Genomic DNA, 22,405 nt, shown 5'->3' with positions numbered 1-22,405 from the left:
TCAGGGCGCGACCAAAGCATTACAATAGCCGTCCTACAATTCGGGCTTACTCGTCGTCTTTCAAATTGCAGACGTGTTGGCAGCACCCGCCGGCCTCAGTGAGAACGTTTTCTCTACTGCTGTGGCTTTCCGGACTTGCCGCCTTCCTGCAATTCGACATTCACAGAATAAAAAGTATACGTACCCGTCATTTTGAATTTCTATCATTAAGCATGAGCAAGTCGATGACAAAAAAACTCCATATTAAAACCTGGGGCTGTCAGATGAACGAATACGATTCATCAAAGATGGCCGACCTGCTGGATGCCACACACGGGTATCAACTGACCGAAGTGGCTGAAGAAGCGGATGTGCTGCTGCTCAATACCTGCTCAATTCGTGAGAAGGCACAGGAAAAAGTCTTCCACCAGTTGGGACGCTGGAAGCTGATTAAGGCCAAACGCCCGGATGTCATCATCGGCATTGGCGGCTGCGTGGCGTCTCAGGAAGGGAAACTCATTCGCCAGCGCGCGCATTACGTCGATATTATTTTTGGCCCGCAGACTCTGCACCGTCTGCCGGAAATGATCGACACGATTCGCGGCATGCGCGATCATCGTAAGCCAATCATCGACGTCAGCTTCCCGGAAATCGAAAAATTCGACCGCCTGCCGGAACCGAAAGCCGAAGGCCCAACCGCCTTTGTCTCCATCATGGAAGGCTGCAACAAATACTGTACTTACTGCGTGGTGCCTTACACCCGCGGGGAAGAAGTCAGCCGTCCCTCGGACGATATCCTGTTTGAAGTCGCCCAACTGGCGGCTCAGGGCGTCCGTGAAGTTAACCTGCTGGGCCAGAACGTTAACGCCTGGCGCGGGGAGAACTACGACGGCACCACCGGCAACTTTGCCGACCTGCTGCGTCTGGTAGCGGCGATCGACGGCATTGACCGCATCCGCTTTACCACCAGCCACCCGATCGAGTTCACCGATGACATTATCGATGTTTATCGCGATACGCCTGAGCTGGTGAGCTTCCTGCACCTGCCGGTACAAAGCGGTTCTGACCGGGTACTGAATATGATGGGCCGTACGCACACGGTACTGGAATATAAAGCCATCATCCGCAAGCTGTACGACGCCCGCCCGGACATCCAGATAAGTTCCGACTTTATCGTCGGCTTCCCGGGTGAAACCAACGACGATTTCGAAAAGACCATGAAGGTTATTTCTGACGTCAATATGGACGTGAGCTACAGCTTTATCTTCTCCGCACGTCCGGGTACGCCGGCGGCCGATATGGTTGACGACGTGCCGGATGAGGTTAAAAAGCAGCGCCTGTATATTCTTCAGGAACGCATCAACCAGCAGGCCATGGCCTGGAGCCGACGCATGCTCGGCACCACCCAGCGCATTCTGGTGGAAGGCACCTCGCGTAAGAGCATCATGGAGCTTTCCGGGCGCACCGAGAATAACCGCGTGGTCAACTTCGAAGGCTCCCCGGATATGGTGGGCAAGTTTGTCGATGTCGAAATCGTGGACGTCTACACCAATTCGCTGCGCGGCAAAATTGTGCGTACTGAAGAGGAAATGGGGCTGCGTATCGTGGAATCTCCGGAATCCGTTATCGCCCGTACCCGCAAAGAAAACGATCTTGGCGTGAGCACTTACCAGCCGTGATCCGCAGAGGCCTGCCAGACCTGGCGGGCCTTGTTTTTCCTCTCCCTGGCCCAATATTTATCGCAATGCTTGCACCATTTTTCCATGACGTGAATAATTTCCTTACTGGCCGGAGACGTTCGCCGTCCGGCAAAACGTGTAAAGAGGAACAGCTTGAACATAGAAACCCGTGAAATTACCCTCGAGCCCGCGGATAACGCACGCCTGTTGGGGCTGTGCGGCCCGTTTGATGACAACATCAAACAACTGGAGCGCCGTCTGGGCATCGAAATTAATCGTCGTGACAATCACTTCAAACTGACCGGCCGCATGATCTGCGTAAACGCCGCGGCCGATATTTTACGCAGCCTGTACGTCGATACCGCCCCTATGCGCGGCCAGATTCAGGATATTGAGCCGGAACAGATCCACCTGGCCATCAAAGAAGCCCGGGTGCTGGAGCAAAGCGCTGAGAGCGTGCCGGACTATGGCAAGGCTATCAATATCAAGACCAAACGTGGCGTCATCAAGCCGCGTACGCCAAATCAGGCGCAGTACATCGCCAATATTCTCGACCATGATATTACCTTCGGCGTCGGCCCGGCCGGGACCGGGAAAACCTATCTGGCAGTGGCCGCGGCGGTCGACGCGCTTGAGCGTCAGGACGTGCGCCGTATTCTGCTGACCCGCCCTGCGGTGGAAGCCGGGGAAAAACTGGGCTTCCTGCCCGGTGACCTGAGCCAGAAAGTCGATCCGTACCTGCGCCCACTGTACGATGCGCTGTTCGAAATGCTTGGCTTCGAGAAAGTCGAAAAGCTGATTGAGCGTAACGTTATCGAAGTCGCCCCGCTGGCCTATATGCGCGGCCGTACGCTGAACGACGCCTTTATTATTCTCGATGAAAGCCAGAACACCACCATCGAACAGATGAAAATGTTCCTGACCCGTATCGGTTTTAACTCTAAAGCGGTGATCACCGGCGACGTCACGCAGATTGACCTGCCGCGCAGCACCAAATCCGGCCTGCGCCACGCCATTGAAGTGTTGGCCGAAGTCGATGAAATCAGTTTCAATTTCTTCCACAGCGAAGACGTGGTCCGCCATCCGGTGGTTGCCCGTATCGTCAATGCGTATGAAGCATGGGAAGAAGCCGATCAAAAACGTAGAGCAGAACAGGCCGCCGAGCGCAAACGCGAAGCCCAGGAACAGGAGCAAAAATGAGTCAGGTTATTCTCGATTTACAGCTGGCTTGCGAAGATAACAGCGGATTGCCGGATGAAGCCCGGTTCCAACACTGGGTCGACGCGGTGATCCCTCAGTTCCAGGAAGAGTCAGAAGTGACGATTCGCCTGGTTGACGAAGCCGAAAGCCACGAGCTGAATCTGACCTATCGCGGCAAGGATAAGCCCACTAACGTGCTGTCCTTCCCGTTTGAAGCGCCGCCGGGGATCGAACTGCCGCTGCTGGGCGATCTGATCATCTGCCGTCAGGTGGTTGAACAGGAAGCCAAAGAGCAGGAGAAACCGCTGGAAGCGCACTGGGCGCACATGGTTATCCACGGCAGTCTGCATCTGCTGGGCTATGACCATATCATTGATGAAGAAGCGGAAGAGATGGAAGCCCTCGAAACAGAGATAATGCTTGCTCTGGGCTATGAGGATCCGTACATTGCCGAGAAGGAATAACCTGCCGCCGGTCTGACCGGCGAGCAGCACCCGTGCCGTCCGGCGCTGAGCATACGCGCGACGAGCGACATTTAACTAACATGAGAACCCACACGACGCCATGAGCGACGACAATTCACACAGTAGTGACACAGTAAACAGCAAAAAGGGATTCTTCTCCCTGTTACTCAGCCAGCTTTTTCACGGCGAACCAAAAAACCGTGATGAACTGCTGGAGCTGATCCGTGATTCCGGGCAAAACGACCTTATCGACGAAGATACTCGCGATATGCTCGAAGGGGTAATGGACATCGCCGACCAACGCGTCCGCGATATCATGATCCCTCGCTCGCAGATGATTACCCTGAAACGCAACCAGACGCTGGACGAATGCCTCGATGTGATCATCGAATCCGCCCACTCGCGTTTCCCGGTGATCAGCGAAGATAAAGATCACATTGAAGGGATTCTGATGGCCAAAGATTTACTGCCGTTTATGCGCAGTGACTCTGAAGCGTTCAGCATGGAAAAAGTGTTACGCCCGGCGGTTGTCGTGCCTGAAAGCAAGCGGGTTGACCGCATGCTGAAGGAGTTTCGCTCCCAACGCTATCATATGGCGATCGTGATCGATGAGTTCGGTGGCGTCTCTGGTCTGGTGACCATTGAGGACATTCTCGAACTGATCGTCGGTGAAATCGAAGACGAATACGATGAAGAAGAAGATATCGATTTTCGTCAACTGAGCCGCCACACCTGGACGGTGCGCGCCCTGGCTCCGATTGAAGACTTCAATAAAGCCTATGGTACCCATTTCAGCGATGAAGAAGTCGACACCATTGGTGGGCTGGTGATGCAGGCCTTTGGGCATCTGCCAGCACGTGGCGAGTCGGTTGACATTGATGGTTACCAATTCAAGGTCGCTATGGCCGACAGCCGACGTATCATCCAGGTTCATGTCAAACTTCCTGATGACGCACCGCAGCCGAAGCTGGAAGACTAATTACACGGGACGATTAGCCTAAATGGTATTTGCCTCACTTATCGAACGCCAGCGCGTACGTCTGCTGCTGGCGCTATTATTCGGAGCCAGCGGAACGCTGGCTTTTTCTCCTTATGACATCTGGCCCGCGGCGATTGTCTCGTTAATCGGTCTGCAGGGACTGACCCTGAACCGTCGTCCGTTGCAAAGCGCCTCGATCGGCTTTTTCTGGGGGATGGGGCTATTCGGCTCCGGCATCAACTGGGTGTATGTCAGCATTGCGCAGTTTGGCGGTATGCCCGGCCCGGTCAACGTCTTCCTGGTGGTGCTGCTGGCGGCGTATATGTCGCTGTATACCGGGCTGTTCGCCGGGCTGCTGTCGCGCCTGTGGCCGAAAACCAACTGGCTGCGCCTCGCGATTGCCGCACCGGTGGTGTGGCAGATTACCGAATTCCTGCGCGGCTGGGTATTGACCGGTTTCCCGTGGCTACAGTTTGGCTACAGCCAGATTGACGGCCCGCTGAAAGGGCTGGCGCCGGTGATGGGCGTGGAGGCCATTAACTTCCTGTTAATGGTGGTGAGCGGTCTGCTGGTACTGGCGCTGGTGCAGCGCAACCTTAAGCCGTTGATTGCCGCCGTGGTGCTGTTCGCCCTGCCCTTCCCGCTGCGCTATATCCAGTGGTATCAGCTGCTGCCGGAACGTGCCATGCAGGTCTCGTTAGTACAGGGGGATATTCCTCAGGCCCTGAAATGGGATGAAAACCAGCTGGTCAACACGCTGAAAACCTATCTCGACCTGACGCAGCCGCATATGGGGTCATCCCAGTTGATCATCTGGCCGGAGTCAGCCATTCCGGATCTGGAAATTAACCAGCAGCATTTCCTCAGCATGATGGACGACCTGCTGCGCGCCAAAAACAGCTCGCTGATCACCGGTATCGTCGACGCCCGTCTGAATAAGCAAAACCGTTACGATACCTACAACACCATCATCACCCTCGGCAAAGACAACCCGTACAGCTACGACTCCAAGGACCGCTACAACAAGAATCACCTGGTGCCGTTTGGCGAGTTCGTGCCGCTGGAGTCTATTCTGCGCCCGCTGGCGCCGTTCTTCGATCTGCCGATGTCCTCATTCAGCCGTGGCCCGTACGTCCAGCCGCAGCTGGTGGCGCATAACATGAAGCTGACGGCCGCTATCTGCTACGAGATTATTCTCGGTGAACAGGTGCGCGATAATTTCCGCCCGGACACCGACTACCTGCTGACCATCTCAAACGACGCCTGGTTTGGTAAGTCCATCGGCCCGTGGCAACACTTCCAGATGGCACGGATGCGCGCCCTCGAGCTGGCTCGTCCCCTGCTGCGCAGCACCAATAACGGCATTACGGCGGTAATTGGGCCACGGGGTGAAATTCAGGACATGATCCCGCAGTTCACCCGTGCGGTACTGACCACCAAAGTCACGCCGACCAGCGGTCTGACGCCGTATGCGCGTACCGGCAACTGGCCACTGTGGGCGCTCACCGCGCTCCTCGGTTTTGGCGCCCTGATCATGAGTCTGCGTCAACGTCGCCGATAGGTATTCTTACCTGAAACTGTAACCTCTGCGCTGTTAGCCCCAGTCGACATTCGTCACCGGGGCAAATCTCTTCCTCGCCGTAATCTGGCACGCCCCTTGCTTAATAAACTCAGGTCACCACGCCATCGTGTACTGGTATAACCCGGTTGCACCAGCACAATACTGACCCGGCACTAGTTTGGTGCAATGGCCGATTTTTGCCTTTAAATGGTGCGGAGTAGTTCGCAAAAATAAACAATATCACAGCAAAATCTTTACATTAAGCCAAACTAAATGCTAACAAACACATACAAATGCTGCACACAAATATCGCAGCAATAATAACGCACACACACATTCACAATGGGTATCAAAAGCGTCGCTGACGCTGCGGATAAGGAGTTGGATATGCAATTACGTAAACTGACCACAGCAATGCTGGTCATGGGTATGACCGCCGGCCTGGCACATGCGGAAGAGGCAAAACCAGCCGCTGATGCAGGGCAAGCGCCTGCACAACAGCAGATGCCTACCCTTGAAAAAATCGCTAAAAACGATGTTATCGTCGTCGGCCACCGTGAATCATCGGTACCGTTCTCCTACTACGATAACCAGCAGAAAGTGGTGGGTTACTCTCAGGATTACTCCAACGTCATCGTTGATGCCATTAAGAAAAAACTGAACAAACCAAATCTGGAAGTCAAACTGATCCCGATTACCTCGCAAAACCGTATTCCGCTGCTGCAAAACGGCACCTTCGATTTTGAGTGCGGTTCTACCACTAACAACCTGGAACGCCAGAAACAAGCGGCCTTCAGCGACAGCATCTTCGTTGTCGGTACGCGTCTGCTGGTGAAAAAAGGCGGCCCGATTAAAGACTTCGCCGATCTGAAAGGCAAGGCCGTCGTCGTCACCTCCGGTACCACCTCAGAAATTCTGCTGCATAAGCTGAACGACGAGCAGAAAATGAACATGCGCATCATCGGCGCGAAAGATCACGGTGACTCCTTCCGTACCCTGGAAAGCGGTCGTGCTGTGGCCTTTATGATGGATGATGCACTGTTGGCCGGCGAGCGCGCGAAGGCGAAGAAACCGGACAACTGGGAAATTCTCGGCACGCCGCAATCCCATGAAGCTTACGGCTGCATGCTGCGTAAAAACGACCCGGAATTCAAAAAACTGTTAGACGATACCATTGCGCAAGCGCAAACCTCAGGGGAAGCGGCGAAGTGGTTTGATACCTGGTTTAAAAATCCAATCCCACCAAAAGGGATGAACATCAACTTTGACCTCTCCGACGACATGAAAGCGCTGTTCAAATCACCAAATGACAAAGCTCTTAACTAATTAAAAAAACAAGGGGCAAAGCGACTTGCCCTTCCGATTGTTGTGACAGCACGGACAGACTATACGGTGGCTGGTCGTTCCCCAGCCGCCGCGAATACCGAAACAAGCTGAACAATAATCTTCGAGGGTAGCGATGCTACCCTTTTTTTTCCAGGAGTCATTTATGTCAATAGACTGGAACTGGGGAATATTCCTGCAACAGGCCCCGTTCGGCAACACCACCTATCTGGGCTGGCTATGGAGCGGCTTTCAGGTCACTATCGCCTTGTCGATTAGCGCCTGGGTCATCGCTTTCCTCGTCGGCTCGCTGTTCGGTATTTTACGTACCGTCCCCAACCGCTGGTTATCCAGCATCGGCACCTGCTACGTTGAACTGTTCCGTAACGTACCGTTGATCGTCCAGTTCTTCACCTGGTATCTGGTCGTGCCTGAGCTCCTGCCGGAAGATATCGGCATGTGGTTCAAGTCCGAACTGGATCCCAATATTCAGTTCTTTGTCTCTTCTATGCTGTGCCTGGGGCTGTTTACCGCCGCTCGCGTCTGTGAACAGGTTCGCGCCGCGATTCAGTCGCTGCCGCGCGGGCAGAAAAATGCCGGCCTGGCAATGGGCCTGACGCTGCCGCAGACCTATCGTTATGTACTGCTGCCCAACGCTTACCGCGTCATCGTGCCGCCGATGACCTCCGAGATGATGAACCTGGTGAAAAACTCGGCCATCGCCTCAACCATCGGGCTGGCGGATATGGCAGCGCAGGCGGGTAAGCTGCTGGATTACTCCGCTCACGCGTGGGAATCCTTTACGGCGATTACCCTCGCTTACGTGCTGATTAACGCCGTGATTATGCTGATAATGTATGTGGTTGAACGTAAGGTCCGCCTGCCGGGCAATTTGGGGGGCAAATAATCATGTACGATTTTGACTGGAGTTCTATCGTTCCCTCCATGCCCTACCTGCTGGCCGGGCTGGTTATTACCCTGAAAATCACCGTCACCGCGATTATTATCGGTATCGTCTGGGGGACCCTGCTGGCGGTCATGCGCCTGTCGAGCTTCCTGCCGCTCTCCTGGTTCGCGAAAACCTACGTCAACGTGTTCCGTTCGATCCCGCTGGTCATGGTCCTGCTGTGGTTCTACCTGATCGTTCCCGGCTTCCTGCAGAACGTACTTGGCCTGTCGCCGAAGAGCGATATCCGGCTGATTTCCGCGATGGTGGCCTTCTCGATGTTTGAGGCGGCGTACTATTCGGAAATTATCCGCGCAGGTATCCAGAGCATCTCCCGCGGCCAGTCCAGCGCCGCGCTGGCGCTGGGTATGACCCACTGGCAATCCATGAAGCTGATTATTTTGCCGCAGGCGTTTCGCGCCATGGTGCCGTTGCTGCTGACGCAGGGGATTGTCCTGTTCCAGGATACCTCACTGGTCTACGTCCTGAGCCTGGCCGACTTCTTCCGTACCGCCTCCACCATCGGCGAGCGCGACGGAACGCAGGTCGAGATGATCCTGTTCGCAGGTGCCGTGTATTTTGTCATTAGTCTCAGCGCATCGCTGTTGGTCAGCTGGTTGAAGAAAAGGACTGTGTAATGATTACCCTGAAAAACGTTTCAAAATGGTATGGTCACTTTCAGGTGCTGACCGATTGCTCCACGGAAGTGAAGAAAGGTGAAGTGGTGGTGGTTTGCGGGCCGTCCGGCTCGGGTAAATCGACGCTGATTAAAACCGTCAACGGCCTCGAACCGATCCAACAGGGCGAGATCACCGTGGATGGCACCAAAGTGAACGATAAGAAAACCAACCTCGCTAAGCTGCGCTCCCGCGTCGGGATGGTGTTCCAGCACTTTGAGCTGTTTCCACATCTGTCGATCATCGACAACCTGACTCTGGCGCAGGTCAAAGTGCTTAACCGCGACAAAGCGGCCTCGCGGACCAAAGGCCTGAAATTGCTGGAGCGTGTGGGCCTGTCCGCCCATGCCGATAAATTCCCGGCCCAGCTCTCCGGCGGCCAGCAGCAGCGCGTGGCGATCGCCCGTGCGCTGTGTATGGATCCGATCGCCATGCTGTTTGACGAACCAACCTCAGCGCTGGATCCGGAGATGATCAACGAAGTGCTCGATGTCATGGTCGAACTGGCGAACGAAGGCATGACGATGATGGTGGTGACCCACGAAATGGGCTTTGCCCGCAAGGTGGCCAACCGGGTAATCTTTATGGATGAAGGCAAGATTGTCGAAGACTCGGACAAAGAGGCGTTCTTCGCCAACCCGCAATCCGATCGTGCCAAAGACTTCCTCGCAAAAATCCTGCATTAATCTTAGAACCATCCCAGGCGCGCATCGCTCGGTGCGCGCCTGCTACCAACTTAATCAGGGTTCAAAAGGACGGCGCTGGAACTGGTCATGGCCGCATTTCGGGCAGCGTGGCAGCACATCCGGGGTATAGACCGCCAGATGATAATGACAGTGCTCGCACACCAGATTCCCCAGCCCCACGACTTCTCCGCTATGGTAGACCCCGTGATGATTCAGATCCTGGAACACCTCGCGCCATTCCAGCTGGGTTTTATCGGTAATATCCGCCAGTTCCTGCCACAGGCTCTCTTTTATCACCCGCATAAAGACGCTATCCGTCAGCTCATCCTGACTCTCTTCGTAGCTGCGGGCGAACTCTTCCAGGTCACGTCTGACCGCTTTGGTCAGGGTCTCTATTTCGCGGTGCGTTAACTCACCCGACTCGCTAATTTTCGCCCGCGCCTGTTCTACCAGGGCGTCGATATCGCGCTCTCCATTGCGTAGCCGCTCACTGAGCGTCGACACCAGTTCACGGTAGAATTGAGCAACCTTGTTCATCATTTCGCCTCCGGTGTGGTTAACTTCTTCTAATAATAGACCTTATTTGTCATCTGCTTTGCCAGTTAGCCCACAGAGTCGCTAAATAGTCTGTGCCGCTTTTGCCGATGTTAATGTGCGAAAGGCTGTTTTGACGTGGGCGTTTGGGCTATGCTATGGCGATCTGATAACACATCCATTGGCTACACTTTGTAGCGGTTTGAAAACAGGACCACTGGCTGCCATGCAAGAGCAATACCGCCCGGAAGAGATAGAATCGAAAGTCCAGCTTCATTGGGACGATCATCGTACATTTGAAGTAACTGAAGACGAGAGCAAAGAGAAGTATTACTGCCTGTCGATGCTTCCTTATCCTTCTGGTCGACTACACATGGGCCACGTGCGTAACTATACCATCGGCGACGTCATTGCCCGCTACCAGCGTATGCTGGGCAAAAACGTACTGCAGCCTATCGGCTGGGATGCGTTTGGCCTGCCGGCTGAAGGCGCGGCGGTGAAAAACAACACCGCGCCGGCACCGTGGACCTACGACAACATTGCCTACATGAAAAACCAGCTGAAAAAGCTGGGCTTCGGTTATGACTGGAGCCGTGAAGTGGCGACCTGCACCCCGGAATACTATCGTTGGGAACAGCAGTTCTTCACCGAGCTGTATAAAAAAGGCCTGGTGTACAAGAAGACTTCTGCGGTGAACTGGTGCCCGAACGACCAGACCGTACTGGCCAACGAACAGGTTATCGACGGCTGCTGCTGGCGCTGCGATACCAAAGTTGAACGTAAAGAGATCCCGCAGTGGTTTATCAAAATCACCGCCTATGCGGATGAGCTGCTCAACGATCTGGATACCCTGGATCACTGGCCAGACACCGTAAAAACCATGCAGCGTAACTGGATCGGCCGTTCTGAAGGGGTAGAAATCTCCTTCAACGTTAACGACTATGCCGACAAGCTGACCGTCTACACCACCCGTCCGGACACCTTCATGGGTTGTACCTACCTGGCCGTTGCGGCAGGTCACCCGCTGGCGCAACAGGCGGCGGCGAGCAACCCGGAACTGGCGGCGTTTATCGAAGAGTGCCGTAACACCAAAGTCGCAGAAGCTGAAATGGCGACGATGGAGAAAAAAGGTGTCGATACCGGCTTTAAAGCCATTCACCCGCTGACCGGTGAAGCCATCCCGGTGTGGGCTGCCAACTTCGTCCTGATGGAGTACGGTACCGGCGCAGTCATGGCGGTTCCAGGCCACGATCAACGTGACTACGAGTTTGCCAGCAAGTACGGCCTGAACATCAAGCCGGTTATCCTGGCTGCCGACGGTTCTGAACCGGACCTGTCCGAGCAGGCGCTGACCGAAAAAGGCGTTCTGTTTAACTCCGGCGAGTTCGATGGCCTGAGCTATGAAGCGGGTTTCAACGCTATCGCCGACAAACTGGCGGCAATGGGCGTTGGCGAGCGCAAAATTAACTACCGTCTGCGCGACTGGGGTGTTTCCCGTCAGCGTTACTGGGGCGCGCCGATTCCGATGGTGACCCTGGAAGATGGCACCGTGATGCCAACGCCAGCCGATCAGCTGCCGGTTATTCTGCCGGAAGATGTGGTTATGGACGGCATCACCAGCCCGATTAAGGCCGACCCGGAGTGGGCAAAAACCACCGTCAACGGTCAGCCTGCGCTGCGTGAAACCGACACCTTCGATACCTTTATGGAATCCTCCTGGTACTACGCGCGCTATACCTGCCCGCAGTACGACGACGGGATGCTGGATCCAAAAGCCGCCAACTACTGGCTGCCGGTTGATATCTATATCGGCGGGATCGAACACGCGATCATGCACCTGCTGTACTTCCGCTTCTTCCACAAACTGATGCGTGATGCGGGCATGGTGAACTCCGACGAGCCGGCAAAACAGCTGCTGTGTCAGGGGATGGTACTGGCTGACGCCTTCTACTACGTTGGCGAAAACGGCGAGCGTAACTGGGTCTCCCCGGTTGATGCGACCGTCGAGCGTGACGAAAAAGGCCGTATCGTGAAAGCGTTCGACCCACAGGGCCGCGAGCTGGTGTATACCGGCATGAGCAAGATGTCCAAGTCGAAGAATAACGGCATCGACCCGCAGGTGATGGTTGAACGTTACGGCGCGGATACCGTGCGTCTGTTCATGATGTTCGCCTCACCGGCAGACATGACTCTCGAGTGGCAAGAGTCCGGCGTTGAAGGGGCTAACCGCTTCCTGAAACGTGTCTGGAAACTGGCCTATGAACACGCAAACCAGGGCCCGACCGTTGCACTGGATGCGGCCAGCCTGAGCGAAGATCAGCAGGCGCTGCGTCGCGATGTCCATAAAACCATCGCTAAAGTGACCGATGATATCGGCCGTCGTCAGACCTTCAACACCGCGATCGCCGCGATCATGGAGCTGATGAACAAACTGGCGAAAGCACCGCAGGAAAACGAACAGGATCGCGCGCTGATGCGTGAAGCTCTGTTGGCTGTCGTGCGTATGCTCAACCCGTTCACCCCGCACGCGAGCTTCACGCTGTGGCAGGAACTGGGCGGCGAAGGCGATATCGACAACGCGCCGTGGCCGGTAGCCGATGAGAGCGCCATGGTTGAAAACACCACGCTGGTGGTGGTTCAGGTCAATGGTAAAGTCCGTGGTAAAATTACCGTGCCTGTCGATGCAACCGAAGAGCAGGTTCGTGAACGTGCGGGTCAGGAACACCTGGTCGCGAAGTACCTCGATGGCGTAACCGTACGTAAAGTGATCTACGTCCCGGGTAAACTGCTCAATCTGGTCGTTGGCTAAGCACAGGAGGAAGCGTGCGCTATCTGGCAACATTGTTGGTATCTCTGGCGGTGTTAATCACCGCTGGTTGCGGCTGGCATCTGCGTAGTACTACGCAGGTTCCCACCGCGATGAAGAGCATGATCTTTCAGTCGAGCGATCCGAACGGTCCGTTAAGTCGCGCCGTGCGTAATCAGTTGCGTCTGAACGGCGTAGAGCTGATCGATGGCACCACGCTGCGTAAGGACATCCCTTCCCTGCGTCTGGATTCATCGTCCATTCAGAAAGATACGGCCTCTATTTTCCAGGACGGTCGTACTGCTGAATACCAGATGGTGATGACGGTGCAGGCCAGTGTGCTGATCCCAGGTCATGATATTTATCCGATCTCCACCAAGGTCTACCGTTCGTTCTTCGATAACCCGCAGGCGGCGTTAGCGAAAGATGCCGAGCAGGATATGATCATCCAGGAGATGTACGACAAAGCCGCTGAACAGCTGATCCGTAAGCTGCCAAGCGTCCATGTTGCTGATGTCGAAGCGACGAAAGAGGGAGAGACGACGGTCACGCCGTCTCCGGCAACCTCAACGTCTGGCAATCGCGTCTCCACCACGCTGGGTAACTGATGATTCGGTTGTACCCAGAACAACTCCGCGCGCAGCTCTCCGAAGGGCTGCGCGCGGCCTATTTATTACTCGGCAGCGATCCACTGCTGCTGCAGGAAAGTCAGGACGCGATTCGCGAAGCCGCTGCCAGCCAGGGCTTTACCGAACACCATAGCGCGACCATCGACGCCAGCACCGACTGGCCTGCCTTGTTCTCACTCAGCCAGGCGATGAGCCTGTTCGCCAGTCGGCAAACGCTGCTGCTGGTGCTGCCGGAAAACGGCCCCAATGCAGCGATCAACGAACAGCTTGCCACCCTGGTCGGCATGCTGCATGACGATCTGCTGTTGATAGTGCGCGGGAACAAGCTGACCAAAGCCCAGGAGAATGCCGCCTGGGTAACGGCGCTCGCCAGCCGGGCGGTGCAGATCAGCTGTCAAACGCCCGAATACGCCCAGCTGCCACGCTGGCTGGCGGCACGTGCCAAACAGCATAATTTGCAGCTTGATGACGCGGCCAGCCAGCTGCTGTGTTACTGCTACGAAGGTAACCTGCTGGCGCTGGCACAGGCGCTGGAACGCCTCTCTCTGCTGTGGCCGGACGGCAAGCTCACGCTGCCTCGCGTCGAGCAGGCGGTCAACGACGCCGCCCACTTTACCCCTTATCACTGGGTTGATGCGCTGCTGGCCGGCAAGAGCAAACGGGTGCTGCATATCCTGCAACAGCTACGTCTGGAAGGCAGCGAGCCGGCGATTCTGCTGCGCACGCTCCAGCGCGAACTGCTGCTGCTGGTCAACCTGAAACGCCAGTCGGCCCATACGCCGCTGCGCAGCCTGTTTGATAAACACCGGGTGTGGCAAAACCGTCGTCAGCTGTTGAGCGATGCGCTTGCGCGCCTCAGCCCGGACCAGCTGCGCCAGGCCGTCACCCTGCTGGCTCGGGCGGAGATCACCTTTAAGCAGGATTACGGCAGCGACATCTGGCCGGAATTAGAAAGCCTTTCTTTGTTGCTCTGCCATAAAGCGCTGGCAGACGTGTTTATTGATGGTTGATATGACTCAGTTGCAGGCAATGTACGGCGGCACCTTCGATCCGGTGCATTATGGTCACCTTAAACCGGTTGAAATTCTGGCGAACCAGATCGGGCTGGGGAAAGTCATTATTGTGCCGAATAATGTCCCGCCGCATCGCCCGCAGCCTGAGGCCAGCAGCGCCCAGCGTAAACAGATGCTGGAACTGGCTATCGCCGATAAACCCTTATTCGTCCTCGATGAACGTGAGCTTCAGCGCCAGACGCCATCGTTTACCGCGCTGACGCTGGCCGAGTGGCGACAGGAACAGGGGCCGGAGCAACCGCTGGCGTTTATTATCGGCCAGGATTCGCTGCTCACCTTCCCGACCTGGCACAACTACGCCACCATTCTGGATAATGCCCATCTGATCGTTTGCCGTCGCCCGGGCTACCCGCTGGTGATGAAGCAGGAAGCGGATCAGCGCTGGCTGGATCACCATTTAACTCACGATGTAGAACAGCTGCACAACCGCCCTGCCGGGGCAATCTATCTGGCTGAAACCCCGTGGTTTGATATCTCCGCCACCCTTATTCGCCAGCGCCTTGAGCGCGGTGAATCCTGCGCCGACATGCTGCCGGCTGCGGTGCTGGACTATATTCATCAGCACAAGCTCTATTGCTAGACCTTGATTCATGCGTCCCCAGTGCAGCCGGGGGCTTATACTCTCTTACCCACCCTCATTCGCATTGCCAGAAGGCCTGTATACCGTGAGATTATGGTTAGTTCGTCATGGCGAAACCGAGGCCAACGTCGCCGGCCTGTACAGCGGACACGCTCCGACCCCGTTAACCGCGCGCGGTCAGCGCCAGGCGCAGACCCTCGGTAGCTTGCTGCAGGCCGTGCCGTTCGCTCGCGTACTCTGTAGCGCGCTGGAACGAACCCAGCATACCGCCGATCTGCTGCTCGGTAGCCGGGAGATCCCGCGCCAGATTGTCCCCGAGCTCAACGAAATGTTTTTCGGCGACTGGGAAATGCGCCACCACCGGGATTTACAGCACGAAGACGCAGAAAACTACGCCGCGTGGTGCGCGGACTGGCAGCATGCGGCACCGACTCACGGCGAGGACTTCCCGTCGTTTTCCCGGCGCATTGCCGCCTTCGCCGCACAGCTGCCCCACTACGCCCATCTTGACCATCTGCTGATCGTCGGTCATAAAGGTGCCCTTAGCCTGCTAATGACCACCTTAATGAAGCTCCCCGCGCAGGCGATGTGGCATTTCCCAATCGAGCATGGGGCGTGGAGCGCGCTCGACCTGCACTCTGATTTTGTCACCCTGCGGGTACTAAATAGCCAGGCCGTCTGGGCGGGCGAAGAAGAATTCCGTGCAGACCATTGACAGGTCAGAGCAGACTGTTATTCTCCGCAGCCTGAACGCATCCGCTAAACGATGTTTGCAGAAATTGTTTTACAAAAATGGCGATGCAATCGCGGGCGATGGATGGGATGATAGCCGCCTCCAGCGCCTGGCAACCGACATTTATCCCGACATTCAAGTAAGATCGGGTATACTGTCAGGCTGTTTACAATTATCACTCTTCACTCACCCAGGGGGAACTCTTGCAGGGTAAAGCACTCCAGGATTTTGTTATCGACAAAATTGATGACCTGAAAGGTCAGGACATCGTTGCCATTGATGTACATGGCAAATCCAGCATTACAGATTGCATGATTATTTGCACCGGCACGTCCACGCGCCATGTCATGTCGATTGCCGATCACGTGGTACAAGAATCCCGCGCTGCAGGTATGCTGCCGCTCGGCGTTGAAGGCGAAAGCGCCGCCGACTGGATTGTTGTCGACCTTGGCGACGTCATGGTTCACGTCATGCAGGAAGAGAGCCGTCATTTGTACGAGCTGGAAAAACTCTGGAGTTAATGCGTGAAGCTGCAACTGGTGGCCGTTGGCACCAAAATGCCGGACTGGGTTCAGACCGGCTTTAGTGAATATTTGCGTCGTTTTCCAAAAGATATGCCGTTCGAGCTGCTGGAAATTCCTGCTGGCAAACGCGGTAAAAATGCCGATATCAAGCGCATCCTCGATAAAGAGGGGGAAATGATGCTGGCGGCCGCGGGAAAAAACCGTATCGTGACCCTGGATATTCCGGGCAAGCCATGGGATACCCCGCAGCTGGCGCGCGAACTGGAACGCTGGAAACAGGATGGCCGCGATGTCAGTCTGCTGATCGGCGGTCCGGAAGGACTCTCCCCGGCCTGCAAAGCCGCCGCGGAACAGAGTTGGTCGCTCTCTACGCTCACGTTGCCTCATCCACTGGTTCGTGTACTGGTCGCTGAGAGCCTGTATCGGGCGTGGAGCATTACCACCAACCACCCTTACCACCGTGAATAATGATGACCAGGGTAGACTAAGCAGCGAATGAAATTACAGAATTCTTTCCGCGACTATTCGGCTGAATCCTCGCTGTTTGTGCGCCGGGCGCTGGTCGCTTTTTTGGGGATTTTGCTGCTTACCGGCATACTGGTTGCCAACCTTTATAACGTGCAGATCGTTCGTTATACCGACTATCAAACACGCTCAAACGAAAACCGTATTAAGCTGGTCCCGATCCCGCCGAGCCGCGGTATTATCTACGATCGCAACGGTACTCCCCTGGCGTTGAACCGCACTATCTACCAGCTGGAGATGATGCCGGAAAAAGTCGATAACGTGCAGCAAACGCTGGACGCGCTGCGCGACGTCATCGACCTGACCGATGACGATGTCGCCAACTTCAAGAAAGAGCGCGCACGTTCTCACCGCTTCACCTCTATTCCCGTTAAGGTCAACCTCAGCGAAGTCCAGGTGGCTCGCTTTGCGGTCAATCAGTACCGTTTCCCGGGCGTAGAAGTCAAAGGCTACAAACGCCGTTATTATCCCTATAACTCCGCCCTGACCCACGTGATTGGCTACGTCTCCAAAATTAACGATAAAGACGTCGACCGCCTGGATAAAGAGGGCAAGCTGGCCAACTATGCCTCAACCCATGATATCGGCAAGCTGGGGATCGAACGCTACTATGAAGACGTGCTGCACGGCCAGACCGGGTATGAAGAGGTCGAGGTTAACAACCGTGGCCGCGTCATCCGCCAGCTCAAAGAGGTGCCGCCGCAGGCCGGGCGCGATATCTACCTGACCCTCGACCTCAAGCTGCAACAGTATATTGAGACGCTGCTCGCCGGCAGCCGTGCTGCGGTGGTCGTCACCGACCCGCGTACCGGCAGCATCCTCGCGCTGGTCTCCACGCCGAGCTACGACCCGAACCTGTTCGTTGACGGCATCTCCAGCAAAGACTACTCCGGGCTGCTGAACGACCCCAACACCCCGCTGGTCAACCGCGCGACCCAAGGGGTCTATCCGCCAGCATCGACGGTAAAACCTTACGTGGCGGTATCGGCACTTAGCGCTAACGTCATCACCCGCAATACCAGCCTGTTCGATCCGGGCTGGTGGCAGTTGCCGGGTTCTGACAAACGCTATCGCGACTGGAAAAAATGGGGCCACGGCCATCTGAACGTGACCAAAGCGCTCGAAGAGTCTGCGGATACCTATTTCTATCAGGTGGCCTATGACATGGGCATCGACCGTCTCTCTGAGTGGATGAGCAAATTCGGTTACGGCCACTACACCGGGATTGACCTGTCGGAAGAGCGTTCCGGGAATATGCCCACCCGTGAATGGAAGCTGAAACGCTTTAAAAAACCCTGGTACCAGGGCGACACCATTCCGGTCGGTATCGGTCAGGGCTACTGGACTGCCACCCCGATTCAGATGAACAAAGCGCTGATGATCCTGATTAACGACGGTGTGGTCAAAGTGCCGCACCTGCTGCAAAGCACGGTCGAAGATGGCAAGCAGGTGCCATGGGTGCAGCCGCACGAACCACCGGTCGGCGATATTCACTCCGGTTTTTGGGAGATCGCCAAGGACGGGATGTTCGGCGTGGCCAACCGTGGCAACGGTACCGCCCATAAATACTTCGCCAACGCGCCCTATAAAATTGCCGCTAAATCCGGTACTGCGCAGGTCTTTGGCCTGAAAGCCAACGAAACCTATAATGCGCACAGAATCGCCGAACGTCTGCGTGACCATAAACTCATGACGGCGTTTGCCCCCTATAACAACCCCGAAGTTGCGGTTGCCATTATTCTTGAGAACGGCGGTGCTGGCCCGGCGGTCGGTACCATCATGCGCCAAATTCTCGACCACATAATGCTGGGTGACAACAACACAAACCTGCCGAGCGAAAGCCCGGCGGCGACGGCGGGCGAGGATCAATAATGACCGATAATCCGAACAAAAAATCGCTATGGGATAAAATCCATCTCGACCCCACCATGCTCCTTATTCTGCTGGCGCTGCTGACCTACAGCGCGCTGGTTATCTGGAGCGCCAGCGGTCAGGATATGGGCATGATGGAGCGTAAGATCGGCCAGATCGCCATGGGGATTGTTATCATGATCGTCATGGCGCAAATCCCACCGCGGGTGTATGAAGGCTGGGCGCCGTACCTCTATATCTTCTGTATTATCCTGCTGGTGGCGGTTGATGCCTTCGGCGCTATCTCCAAAGGCGCACAGCGCTGGCTGGACCTCGGCATCGTTCGCTTCCAGCCCTCGGAAATCGCCAAAATCGCGGTGCCGCTGATGGTCGCGCGCTTTATCAACCGAGACGTCTGCCCGCCGTCGCTGAAAAACACCGCCATCGCGCTGGTGCTGATTTTCCTGCCGACGCTGCTGGTGGCCGCGCAGCCTGACCTCGGAACCTCGATCCTGGTCGCCCTGTCGGGCCTGTTCGTGCTGTTCCTGTCCGGCCTGAGCTGGCGTCTGATTGGCGTGGCGGTGGTGCTGGTTGCGGCGTTCATTCCGATTCTGTGGTTCTTCCTGATGCATGATTATCAGCGTCAGCGTGTGATGATGCTGCTCGACCCGGAAACCGATCCGCTGGGCGCCGGTTATCACATCATCCAGTCGAAGATCGCCATCGGTTCCGGCGGGCTACGCGGCAAAGGCTGGCTGCACGGCACCCAGTCACAGCTGGAGTTTCTGCCAGAGCGCCATACCGACTTTATCTTTGCGGTCCTTGCCGAAGAGCTTGGCCTGATTGGCGTTCTGGTTCTGCTGGCGCTCTACATCCTGCTGATCATGCGCGGGCTGTGGATTGCCGCCCAGGCGCAAACCACCTTCGGGCGCGTCATGGCCGGTGGTTTAATGTTGATTTTATTCGTTTATGTCTTCGTAAATATTGGTATGGTGAGTGGTATTTTACCAGTGGTGGGGGTACCGTTGCCGCTGGTCAGCTACGGGGGCTCCGCCCTGATCGTATTGATGGCCGGGTTTGGTATCGTAATGTCGATCCACACCCACAGAAAAATGTTGTCGAAAAGCGTTTAAGGGGTTTGCGATGCGTAAGCAATGGCTGGGGATCTGCATAGCAGCAGGGCTGCTGGCGGCATGTTCGGGTGAAGACGTTCAACAGAAAACGGTCAGCACGCCACAGCCGCCGGTTTGTAATGGCCCAAGCGTGGAAATCAGCGGTGCCGATCCGCACTATGAAACGCCCAATGCCACGGCGAATCAGGATTACGAGCGCGATGGGAAAAGTTATAAAATCGTCCAGGATCCGTCTAACTTTACGCAGACCGGTCTGGCCGCCATTTATGACGCGGAACCCAACAGCAACCTGACCGCTTCCGGCGAGGCGTTCGATCCGACACAGCTCACCGCCGCGCACCCTACGTTGCCGATCCCGAGCTACGTGCGGGTCACCAACACGGCCAACGGTCGGATGATCGTGGTGCGCATTAACGATCGTGGCCCGTACGGCAACGATCGCGTCATTTCGCTCTCACGCGCCTCCGCCGATCGACTGAATACTTCGAACAACACCAAAGTGCGTATCGATCCGATCATCGTCGCACCAGACGGATCGCTCTCGGGGCCGGGCATGGCCTGTACTACCGTCGCCAAACAAACCTATGCATTACCTGCCCGTCCTGACCTGGACGGTGGCGGCGGCGCTGTCACAACCGACCCGGCAAACCAGGACAATGTGCGCGCCATCAGCAACTCCACGCTGAAGCCGGAAGACAATATGGGTGCGCCGGTGAACAGCAGCGGTTTCCTTGGCGCGCCGACACCGCTGAACAACGGCGTACTGGAAAGCAGCGAACCGGCGGTGCAAACCGCACCGGTTACCGCACCAGGCTCTGTTCAGGGTAGCGTCACGCCAGCTCCGGCAGCCGCCGCAGCGGCAACAGCAACGACCGCAGCGGTCGCATCGACGGCCAGCGCCAGCGGCGACTTTGTCGTTCAGGTTGGTGCCGTCAGCGATCAGGCTCGCGCACAGCAGTATCAGCAGCGTCTCAGCCAGCAGTTTTCCGTTCCTGGCCGCGTGATGCAAAACGGTGCGGTATGGCGCATTCAGTTAGGCCCGTTCGCCAGCAAAGCGCAGGCCAGCACCGTACAACAGCGTCTGCAAAGCGAAGCCCAGCTGCAATCATTTATTACTCACGCCAACTAAACACGCGGGGTCGCTCTCCGGATTGTTATGCGCATGAAAAAGTCATTAACAAAGTCATGCGCAATCTCGGATGAAGGCCCACAGAGCATTTGTTATAGTAAGGCACTTTTTTAAACTCGATCACGGATGCCGTTGTTCAGACCATGAAGACCTCTTTCACCGCACGTTTACTCGCTACGGCCCTCTCCGTTGCGGCGCTCTCCTCCGCTGCCCACGCCGATGACCTGAACCTCAAAACCATGATCCCAGGCGCACCGCAGATTGATGCAGAGTCCTGGGTCCTTATCGATTACAACTCAGGCAAAGTGCTGGCAGAGAATAATGCCGATGCCCGTCGTGACCCGGCCAGTCTGACCAAAATGATGACCAGCTACGTTATCGGCCAGGCCATGAAAGCGGGTAAATTTAAAGAATCCGATCTGGTCACCGTCGGTAACGATGCGTGGGCGACCGGTAACCCGGTGTTTAAAGGCTCCTCGCTGATGTTCCTCAAGCCTGGTATGCAGGTCCCGGTATCTCAGCTGATCCGTGGTATCAACCTGCAGTCCGGTAACGACGCCTGCGTGGCGATGGCCGACTATGTTGCCGGCAGCCAGGATGCGTTTGTCAGCCTGATGAACAGCTACGTCAACGCGCTGGGCCTGAAAAACAGCCACTTCCAGACCGTTCATGGTCTTGACGCTGAGGGCCAGTACAGCTCCGCGCGCGATATGGCGTTGATTGGTCAGGCGCTGATCCGCGACGTGCCGAACGAATACACCATCTATAAAGAAAAAGAGTTCACCTTTAACGGTATCCGTCAGATGAACCGTAACGGTCTGCTGTGGGATAACAGCCTGAACGTTGACGGCATTAAAACCGGCCATACCGACAAAGCAGGCTATAACCTCGTGGCATCCGCCACCGAAGGCCAGATGCGTCTGATCTCCGCGGTGATGGGCGGTCGTACCTTTAAAGGCCGTGAATCCGAAAGCAAAAAACTGCTGACCTGGGGCTTCCGCTTCTTTGAAACGGTTAACCCGCTGAAAGCCGGTAAAGAGTTCTCTTCCGAGCCAGCCTGGTTTGGCGACAGCGATCGTGCTTCGCTGGGTGTTGATAAAGATGTTTATCTGACTATCCCACGCGGACGCATGAAAGACCTGAAAGCCAGCTATGTTCTGAACAACACCGAACTGCACGCGCCGCTGCAGAAAAACCAGGTGGTCGGCACCATTAACTTCCAGCTGGATGGTAAAACCATCGATCAACGCCCGCTGGTGGTCCTGCAGGAAATTCCGGAAGGCAATTTCTTCGGCAAAATGATTGATTACATTAAGTTAATGTTCCATCACTGGTTTGGTTAAAAATCGAACACTTGAAAGTGTGATTTACATCCCCATATACTAATCATCAAA

General features: G+C 55.9%; 21 protein-coding genes. 20 read left to right on the top strand and 1 reads right to left on the bottom strand.

Going from position 1 to position 22,405, the window contains the following annotated elements; translation table 11 throughout:
* The first annotated feature begins 224 nt into the window (after positions 1 to 224).
* From miaB to EDF82_RS12950, 9 genes are all read left to right on the top strand, one after another.
* Entirely contained in the window at positions 225 to 1,658 is a 1,434-nt protein-coding gene (gene miaB / locus EDF82_RS12990; protein ID WP_123755955.1) for a tRNA (N6-isopentenyl adenosine(37)-C2)-methylthiotransferase MiaB, read from the top strand.
* 153 nt (positions 1,659 to 1,811) lie between these two features.
* Complete coding sequence (locus tag EDF82_RS12985) at positions 1,812 to 2,858, top strand: PhoH family protein (protein WP_123755954.1); 1,047 nt, start codon at positions 1,812 to 1,814, stop codon at positions 2,856 to 2,858.
* Positions 2,855 to 3,322 (top strand): rRNA maturation RNase YbeY, encoded by a 468-nt coding sequence (gene ybeY, locus EDF82_RS12980; RefSeq protein ID WP_123755953.1) that lies wholly within the window; start codon positions 2,855 to 2,857, stop codon positions 3,320 to 3,322. Before EDF82_RS12985 ends, ybeY begins: the two co-directional genes overlap by 4 nt.
* Positions 3,323 to 3,422: 100 nt before the next feature.
* Positions 3,423 to 4,301 (top strand): CNNM family magnesium/cobalt transport protein CorC, encoded by an 879-nt coding sequence (corC, locus tag EDF82_RS12975; protein ID WP_123755952.1) that lies wholly within the window; start codon positions 3,423 to 3,425, stop codon positions 4,299 to 4,301.
* A gap of 22 nt (positions 4,302 to 4,323) precedes the next feature.
* Positions 4,324 to 5,862: an apolipoprotein N-acyltransferase gene (gene lnt / locus EDF82_RS12970; protein WP_123755951.1), complete on the top strand. Its 1,539-nt coding sequence runs from the start codon at positions 4,324 to 4,326 to the stop codon at positions 5,860 to 5,862.
* A 387-nt stretch (positions 5,863 to 6,249) separates the two neighbouring features.
* Entirely contained in the window at positions 6,250 to 7,188 is a 939-nt protein-coding gene (locus EDF82_RS12965) for an amino acid ABC transporter substrate-binding protein (protein ID WP_123756232.1), read from the top strand.
* Between the two features lie 163 nt (positions 7,189 to 7,351).
* Entirely contained in the window at positions 7,352 to 8,092 is a 741-nt protein-coding gene (locus EDF82_RS12960; protein WP_123755950.1) for an amino acid ABC transporter permease, read from the top strand.
* A 2-nt stretch (positions 8,093 to 8,094) separates the two neighbouring features.
* Positions 8,095 to 8,769 (top strand): glutamate/aspartate ABC transporter permease GltK, encoded by a 675-nt coding sequence (gltK, locus tag EDF82_RS12955; protein WP_123755949.1) that lies wholly within the window; start codon positions 8,095 to 8,097, stop codon positions 8,767 to 8,769.
* On the top strand, positions 8,769 to 9,494 hold the full coding sequence (locus tag EDF82_RS12950) for an amino acid ABC transporter ATP-binding protein (RefSeq protein ID WP_123755948.1): 726 nt from the start codon (positions 8,769 to 8,771) through the stop codon (positions 9,492 to 9,494). The genes gltK and EDF82_RS12950 overlap by 1 nt, the downstream gene beginning before the upstream one ends.
* A 54-nt stretch (positions 9,495 to 9,548) precedes the next feature.
* On the opposite strand, the gene EDF82_RS12945 is transcribed toward EDF82_RS12950, so the two are convergent.
* Positions 9,549 to 10,034, bottom strand: coding sequence for a zinc ribbon-containing protein (locus EDF82_RS12945; RefSeq protein ID WP_174508387.1), 486 nt, complete (start codon positions 10,032 to 10,034; stop codon positions 9,549 to 9,551).
* A gap of 220 nt (positions 10,035 to 10,254) precedes the next feature.
* Here EDF82_RS12945 and leuS point away from each other — a divergent pair, with 220 nt between their 5' ends.
* The 11 genes from leuS to dacA all read left to right on the top strand — a co-directional run bounded on the left by leuS (position 10,255) and on the right by dacA (position 22,354).
* Positions 10,255 to 12,837 (top strand): leucine--tRNA ligase, encoded by a 2,583-nt coding sequence (leuS, locus tag EDF82_RS12940; protein ID WP_123755947.1) that lies wholly within the window; start codon positions 10,255 to 10,257, stop codon positions 12,835 to 12,837.
* A 14-nt stretch (positions 12,838 to 12,851) separates the two neighbouring features.
* On the top strand, positions 12,852 to 13,442 hold the full coding sequence (gene lptE / locus EDF82_RS12935; RefSeq protein ID WP_123755946.1) for an LPS assembly lipoprotein LptE: 591 nt from the start codon (positions 12,852 to 12,854) through the stop codon (positions 13,440 to 13,442).
* Entirely contained in the window at positions 13,442 to 14,473 is a 1,032-nt protein-coding gene (gene holA / locus EDF82_RS12930) for a DNA polymerase III subunit delta (RefSeq protein ID WP_123755945.1), read from the top strand. Before lptE ends, holA begins: the two co-directional genes overlap by 1 nt.
* Entirely contained in the window at positions 14,466 to 15,116 is a 651-nt protein-coding gene (gene nadD, locus EDF82_RS12925; RefSeq protein WP_187042996.1) for a nicotinate-nucleotide adenylyltransferase, read from the top strand. The genes holA and nadD overlap by 8 nt, the downstream gene beginning before the upstream one ends.
* Positions 15,117 to 15,201: 85 nt before the next feature.
* Entirely contained in the window at positions 15,202 to 15,831 is a 630-nt protein-coding gene (locus tag EDF82_RS12920; RefSeq protein WP_123756229.1) for an adenosylcobalamin/alpha-ribazole phosphatase, read from the top strand.
* 221 nt (positions 15,832 to 16,052) lie between these two features.
* On the top strand, positions 16,053 to 16,370 hold the full coding sequence (gene rsfS / locus EDF82_RS12910) for a ribosome silencing factor (protein ID WP_123755943.1): 318 nt from the start codon (positions 16,053 to 16,055) through the stop codon (positions 16,368 to 16,370).
* A gap of 3 nt (positions 16,371 to 16,373) precedes the next feature.
* Positions 16,374 to 16,841 (top strand): 23S rRNA (pseudouridine(1915)-N(3))-methyltransferase RlmH, encoded by a 468-nt coding sequence (gene rlmH / locus EDF82_RS12905; protein ID WP_015584895.1) that lies wholly within the window; start codon positions 16,374 to 16,376, stop codon positions 16,839 to 16,841.
* 27 nt (positions 16,842 to 16,868) lie between these two features.
* Positions 16,869 to 18,770 carry a peptidoglycan DD-transpeptidase MrdA gene (gene mrdA / locus EDF82_RS12900; RefSeq protein WP_123755942.1) on the top strand — a complete coding sequence of 634 codons (1,902 nt, stop codon included), beginning with the start codon at positions 16,869 to 16,871 and terminating at the stop codon, positions 18,768 to 18,770.
* The gene (gene mrdB / locus EDF82_RS12895; protein ID WP_123755941.1) at positions 18,770 to 19,882 is read left to right on the top strand and encodes a peptidoglycan glycosyltransferase MrdB; all 1,113 of its coding nucleotides are present in this window, start codon (positions 18,770 to 18,772) and stop codon (positions 19,880 to 19,882) included. Before mrdA ends, mrdB begins: the two co-directional genes overlap by 1 nt.
* Before the next feature lie 10 nt (positions 19,883 to 19,892).
* Positions 19,893 to 21,011, top strand: coding sequence for an endolytic peptidoglycan transglycosylase RlpA (gene rlpA / locus EDF82_RS12890; protein WP_123755940.1), 1,119 nt, complete (start codon positions 19,893 to 19,895; stop codon positions 21,009 to 21,011).
* A 143-nt stretch (positions 21,012 to 21,154) separates the two neighbouring features.
* On the top strand, positions 21,155 to 22,354 hold the full coding sequence (dacA, locus tag EDF82_RS12885; RefSeq protein ID WP_123755939.1) for a D-alanyl-D-alanine carboxypeptidase DacA: 1,200 nt from the start codon (positions 21,155 to 21,157) through the stop codon (positions 22,352 to 22,354).
* Positions 22,355 to 22,405 lie beyond the last annotated feature (51 nt).

This window comes from Klebsiella sp. BIGb0399, assembly GCF_003752615.1.
In the GTDB taxonomy this organism is placed as follows: Bacteria; Pseudomonadota; Gammaproteobacteria; order Enterobacterales; family Enterobacteriaceae; genus Klebsiella; species Klebsiella lignicola.
Note: the sequence above shows the minus strand (reverse complement) of the source record. Positions and strands in the feature narration are given on the sequence as shown.

What these genes read in the sequence shown, in the direction of transcription:
- rlpA (WP_123755940.1), top strand. Translation starts at nt 19,893, where the DNA reads ATGCGTAAGCAATGGCTGGGGATCTGCATAGCAGCAGGGCTGCTGGCG.
- ybeY (WP_123755953.1), top strand. Translation starts at nt 2,855, where the DNA reads ATGAGTCAGGTTATTCTCGATTTACAGCTGGCTTGCGAAGATAACAGC.
- holA (WP_123755945.1), top strand. Translation starts at nt 13,442, where the DNA reads ATGATTCGGTTGTACCCAGAACAACTCCGCGCGCAGCTCTCCGAAGGG.
- dacA (WP_123755939.1), top strand. Translation starts at nt 21,155, where the DNA reads ATGAAGACCTCTTTCACCGCACGTTTACTCGCTACGGCCCTCTCCGTT.
- EDF82_RS12950 (WP_123755948.1), top strand. Translation starts at nt 8,769, where the DNA reads ATGATTACCCTGAAAAACGTTTCAAAATGGTATGGTCACTTTCAGGTG.
- EDF82_RS12960 (WP_123755950.1), top strand. Translation starts at nt 7,352, where the DNA reads ATGTCAATAGACTGGAACTGGGGAATATTCCTGCAACAGGCCCCGTTC.
- EDF82_RS12945 (WP_174508387.1), bottom strand. Translation starts at nt 10,034, where the DNA reads ATGATGAACAAGGTTGCTCAATTCTACCGTGAACTGGTGTCGACGCTC.
- EDF82_RS12965 (WP_123756232.1), top strand. Translation starts at nt 6,250, where the DNA reads ATGCAATTACGTAAACTGACCACAGCAATGCTGGTCATGGGTATGACC.
- leuS (WP_123755947.1), top strand. Translation starts at nt 10,255, where the DNA reads ATGCAAGAGCAATACCGCCCGGAAGAGATAGAATCGAAAGTCCAGCTT.
- corC (WP_123755952.1), top strand. Translation starts at nt 3,423, where the DNA reads ATGAGCGACGACAATTCACACAGTAGTGACACAGTAAACAGCAAAAAG.
- gltK (WP_123755949.1), top strand. Translation starts at nt 8,095, where the DNA reads ATGTACGATTTTGACTGGAGTTCTATCGTTCCCTCCATGCCCTACCTG.
- lnt (WP_123755951.1), top strand. Translation starts at nt 4,324, where the DNA reads ATGGTATTTGCCTCACTTATCGAACGCCAGCGCGTACGTCTGCTGCTG.
- mrdA (WP_123755942.1), top strand. Translation starts at nt 16,869, where the DNA reads ATGAAATTACAGAATTCTTTCCGCGACTATTCGGCTGAATCCTCGCTG.
- nadD (WP_187042996.1), top strand. Translation starts at nt 14,466, where the DNA reads ATGGTTGATATGACTCAGTTGCAGGCAATGTACGGCGGCACCTTCGAT.
- mrdB (WP_123755941.1), top strand. Translation starts at nt 18,770, where the DNA reads ATGACCGATAATCCGAACAAAAAATCGCTATGGGATAAAATCCATCTC.
- miaB (WP_123755955.1), top strand. Translation starts at nt 225, where the DNA reads ATGACAAAAAAACTCCATATTAAAACCTGGGGCTGTCAGATGAACGAA.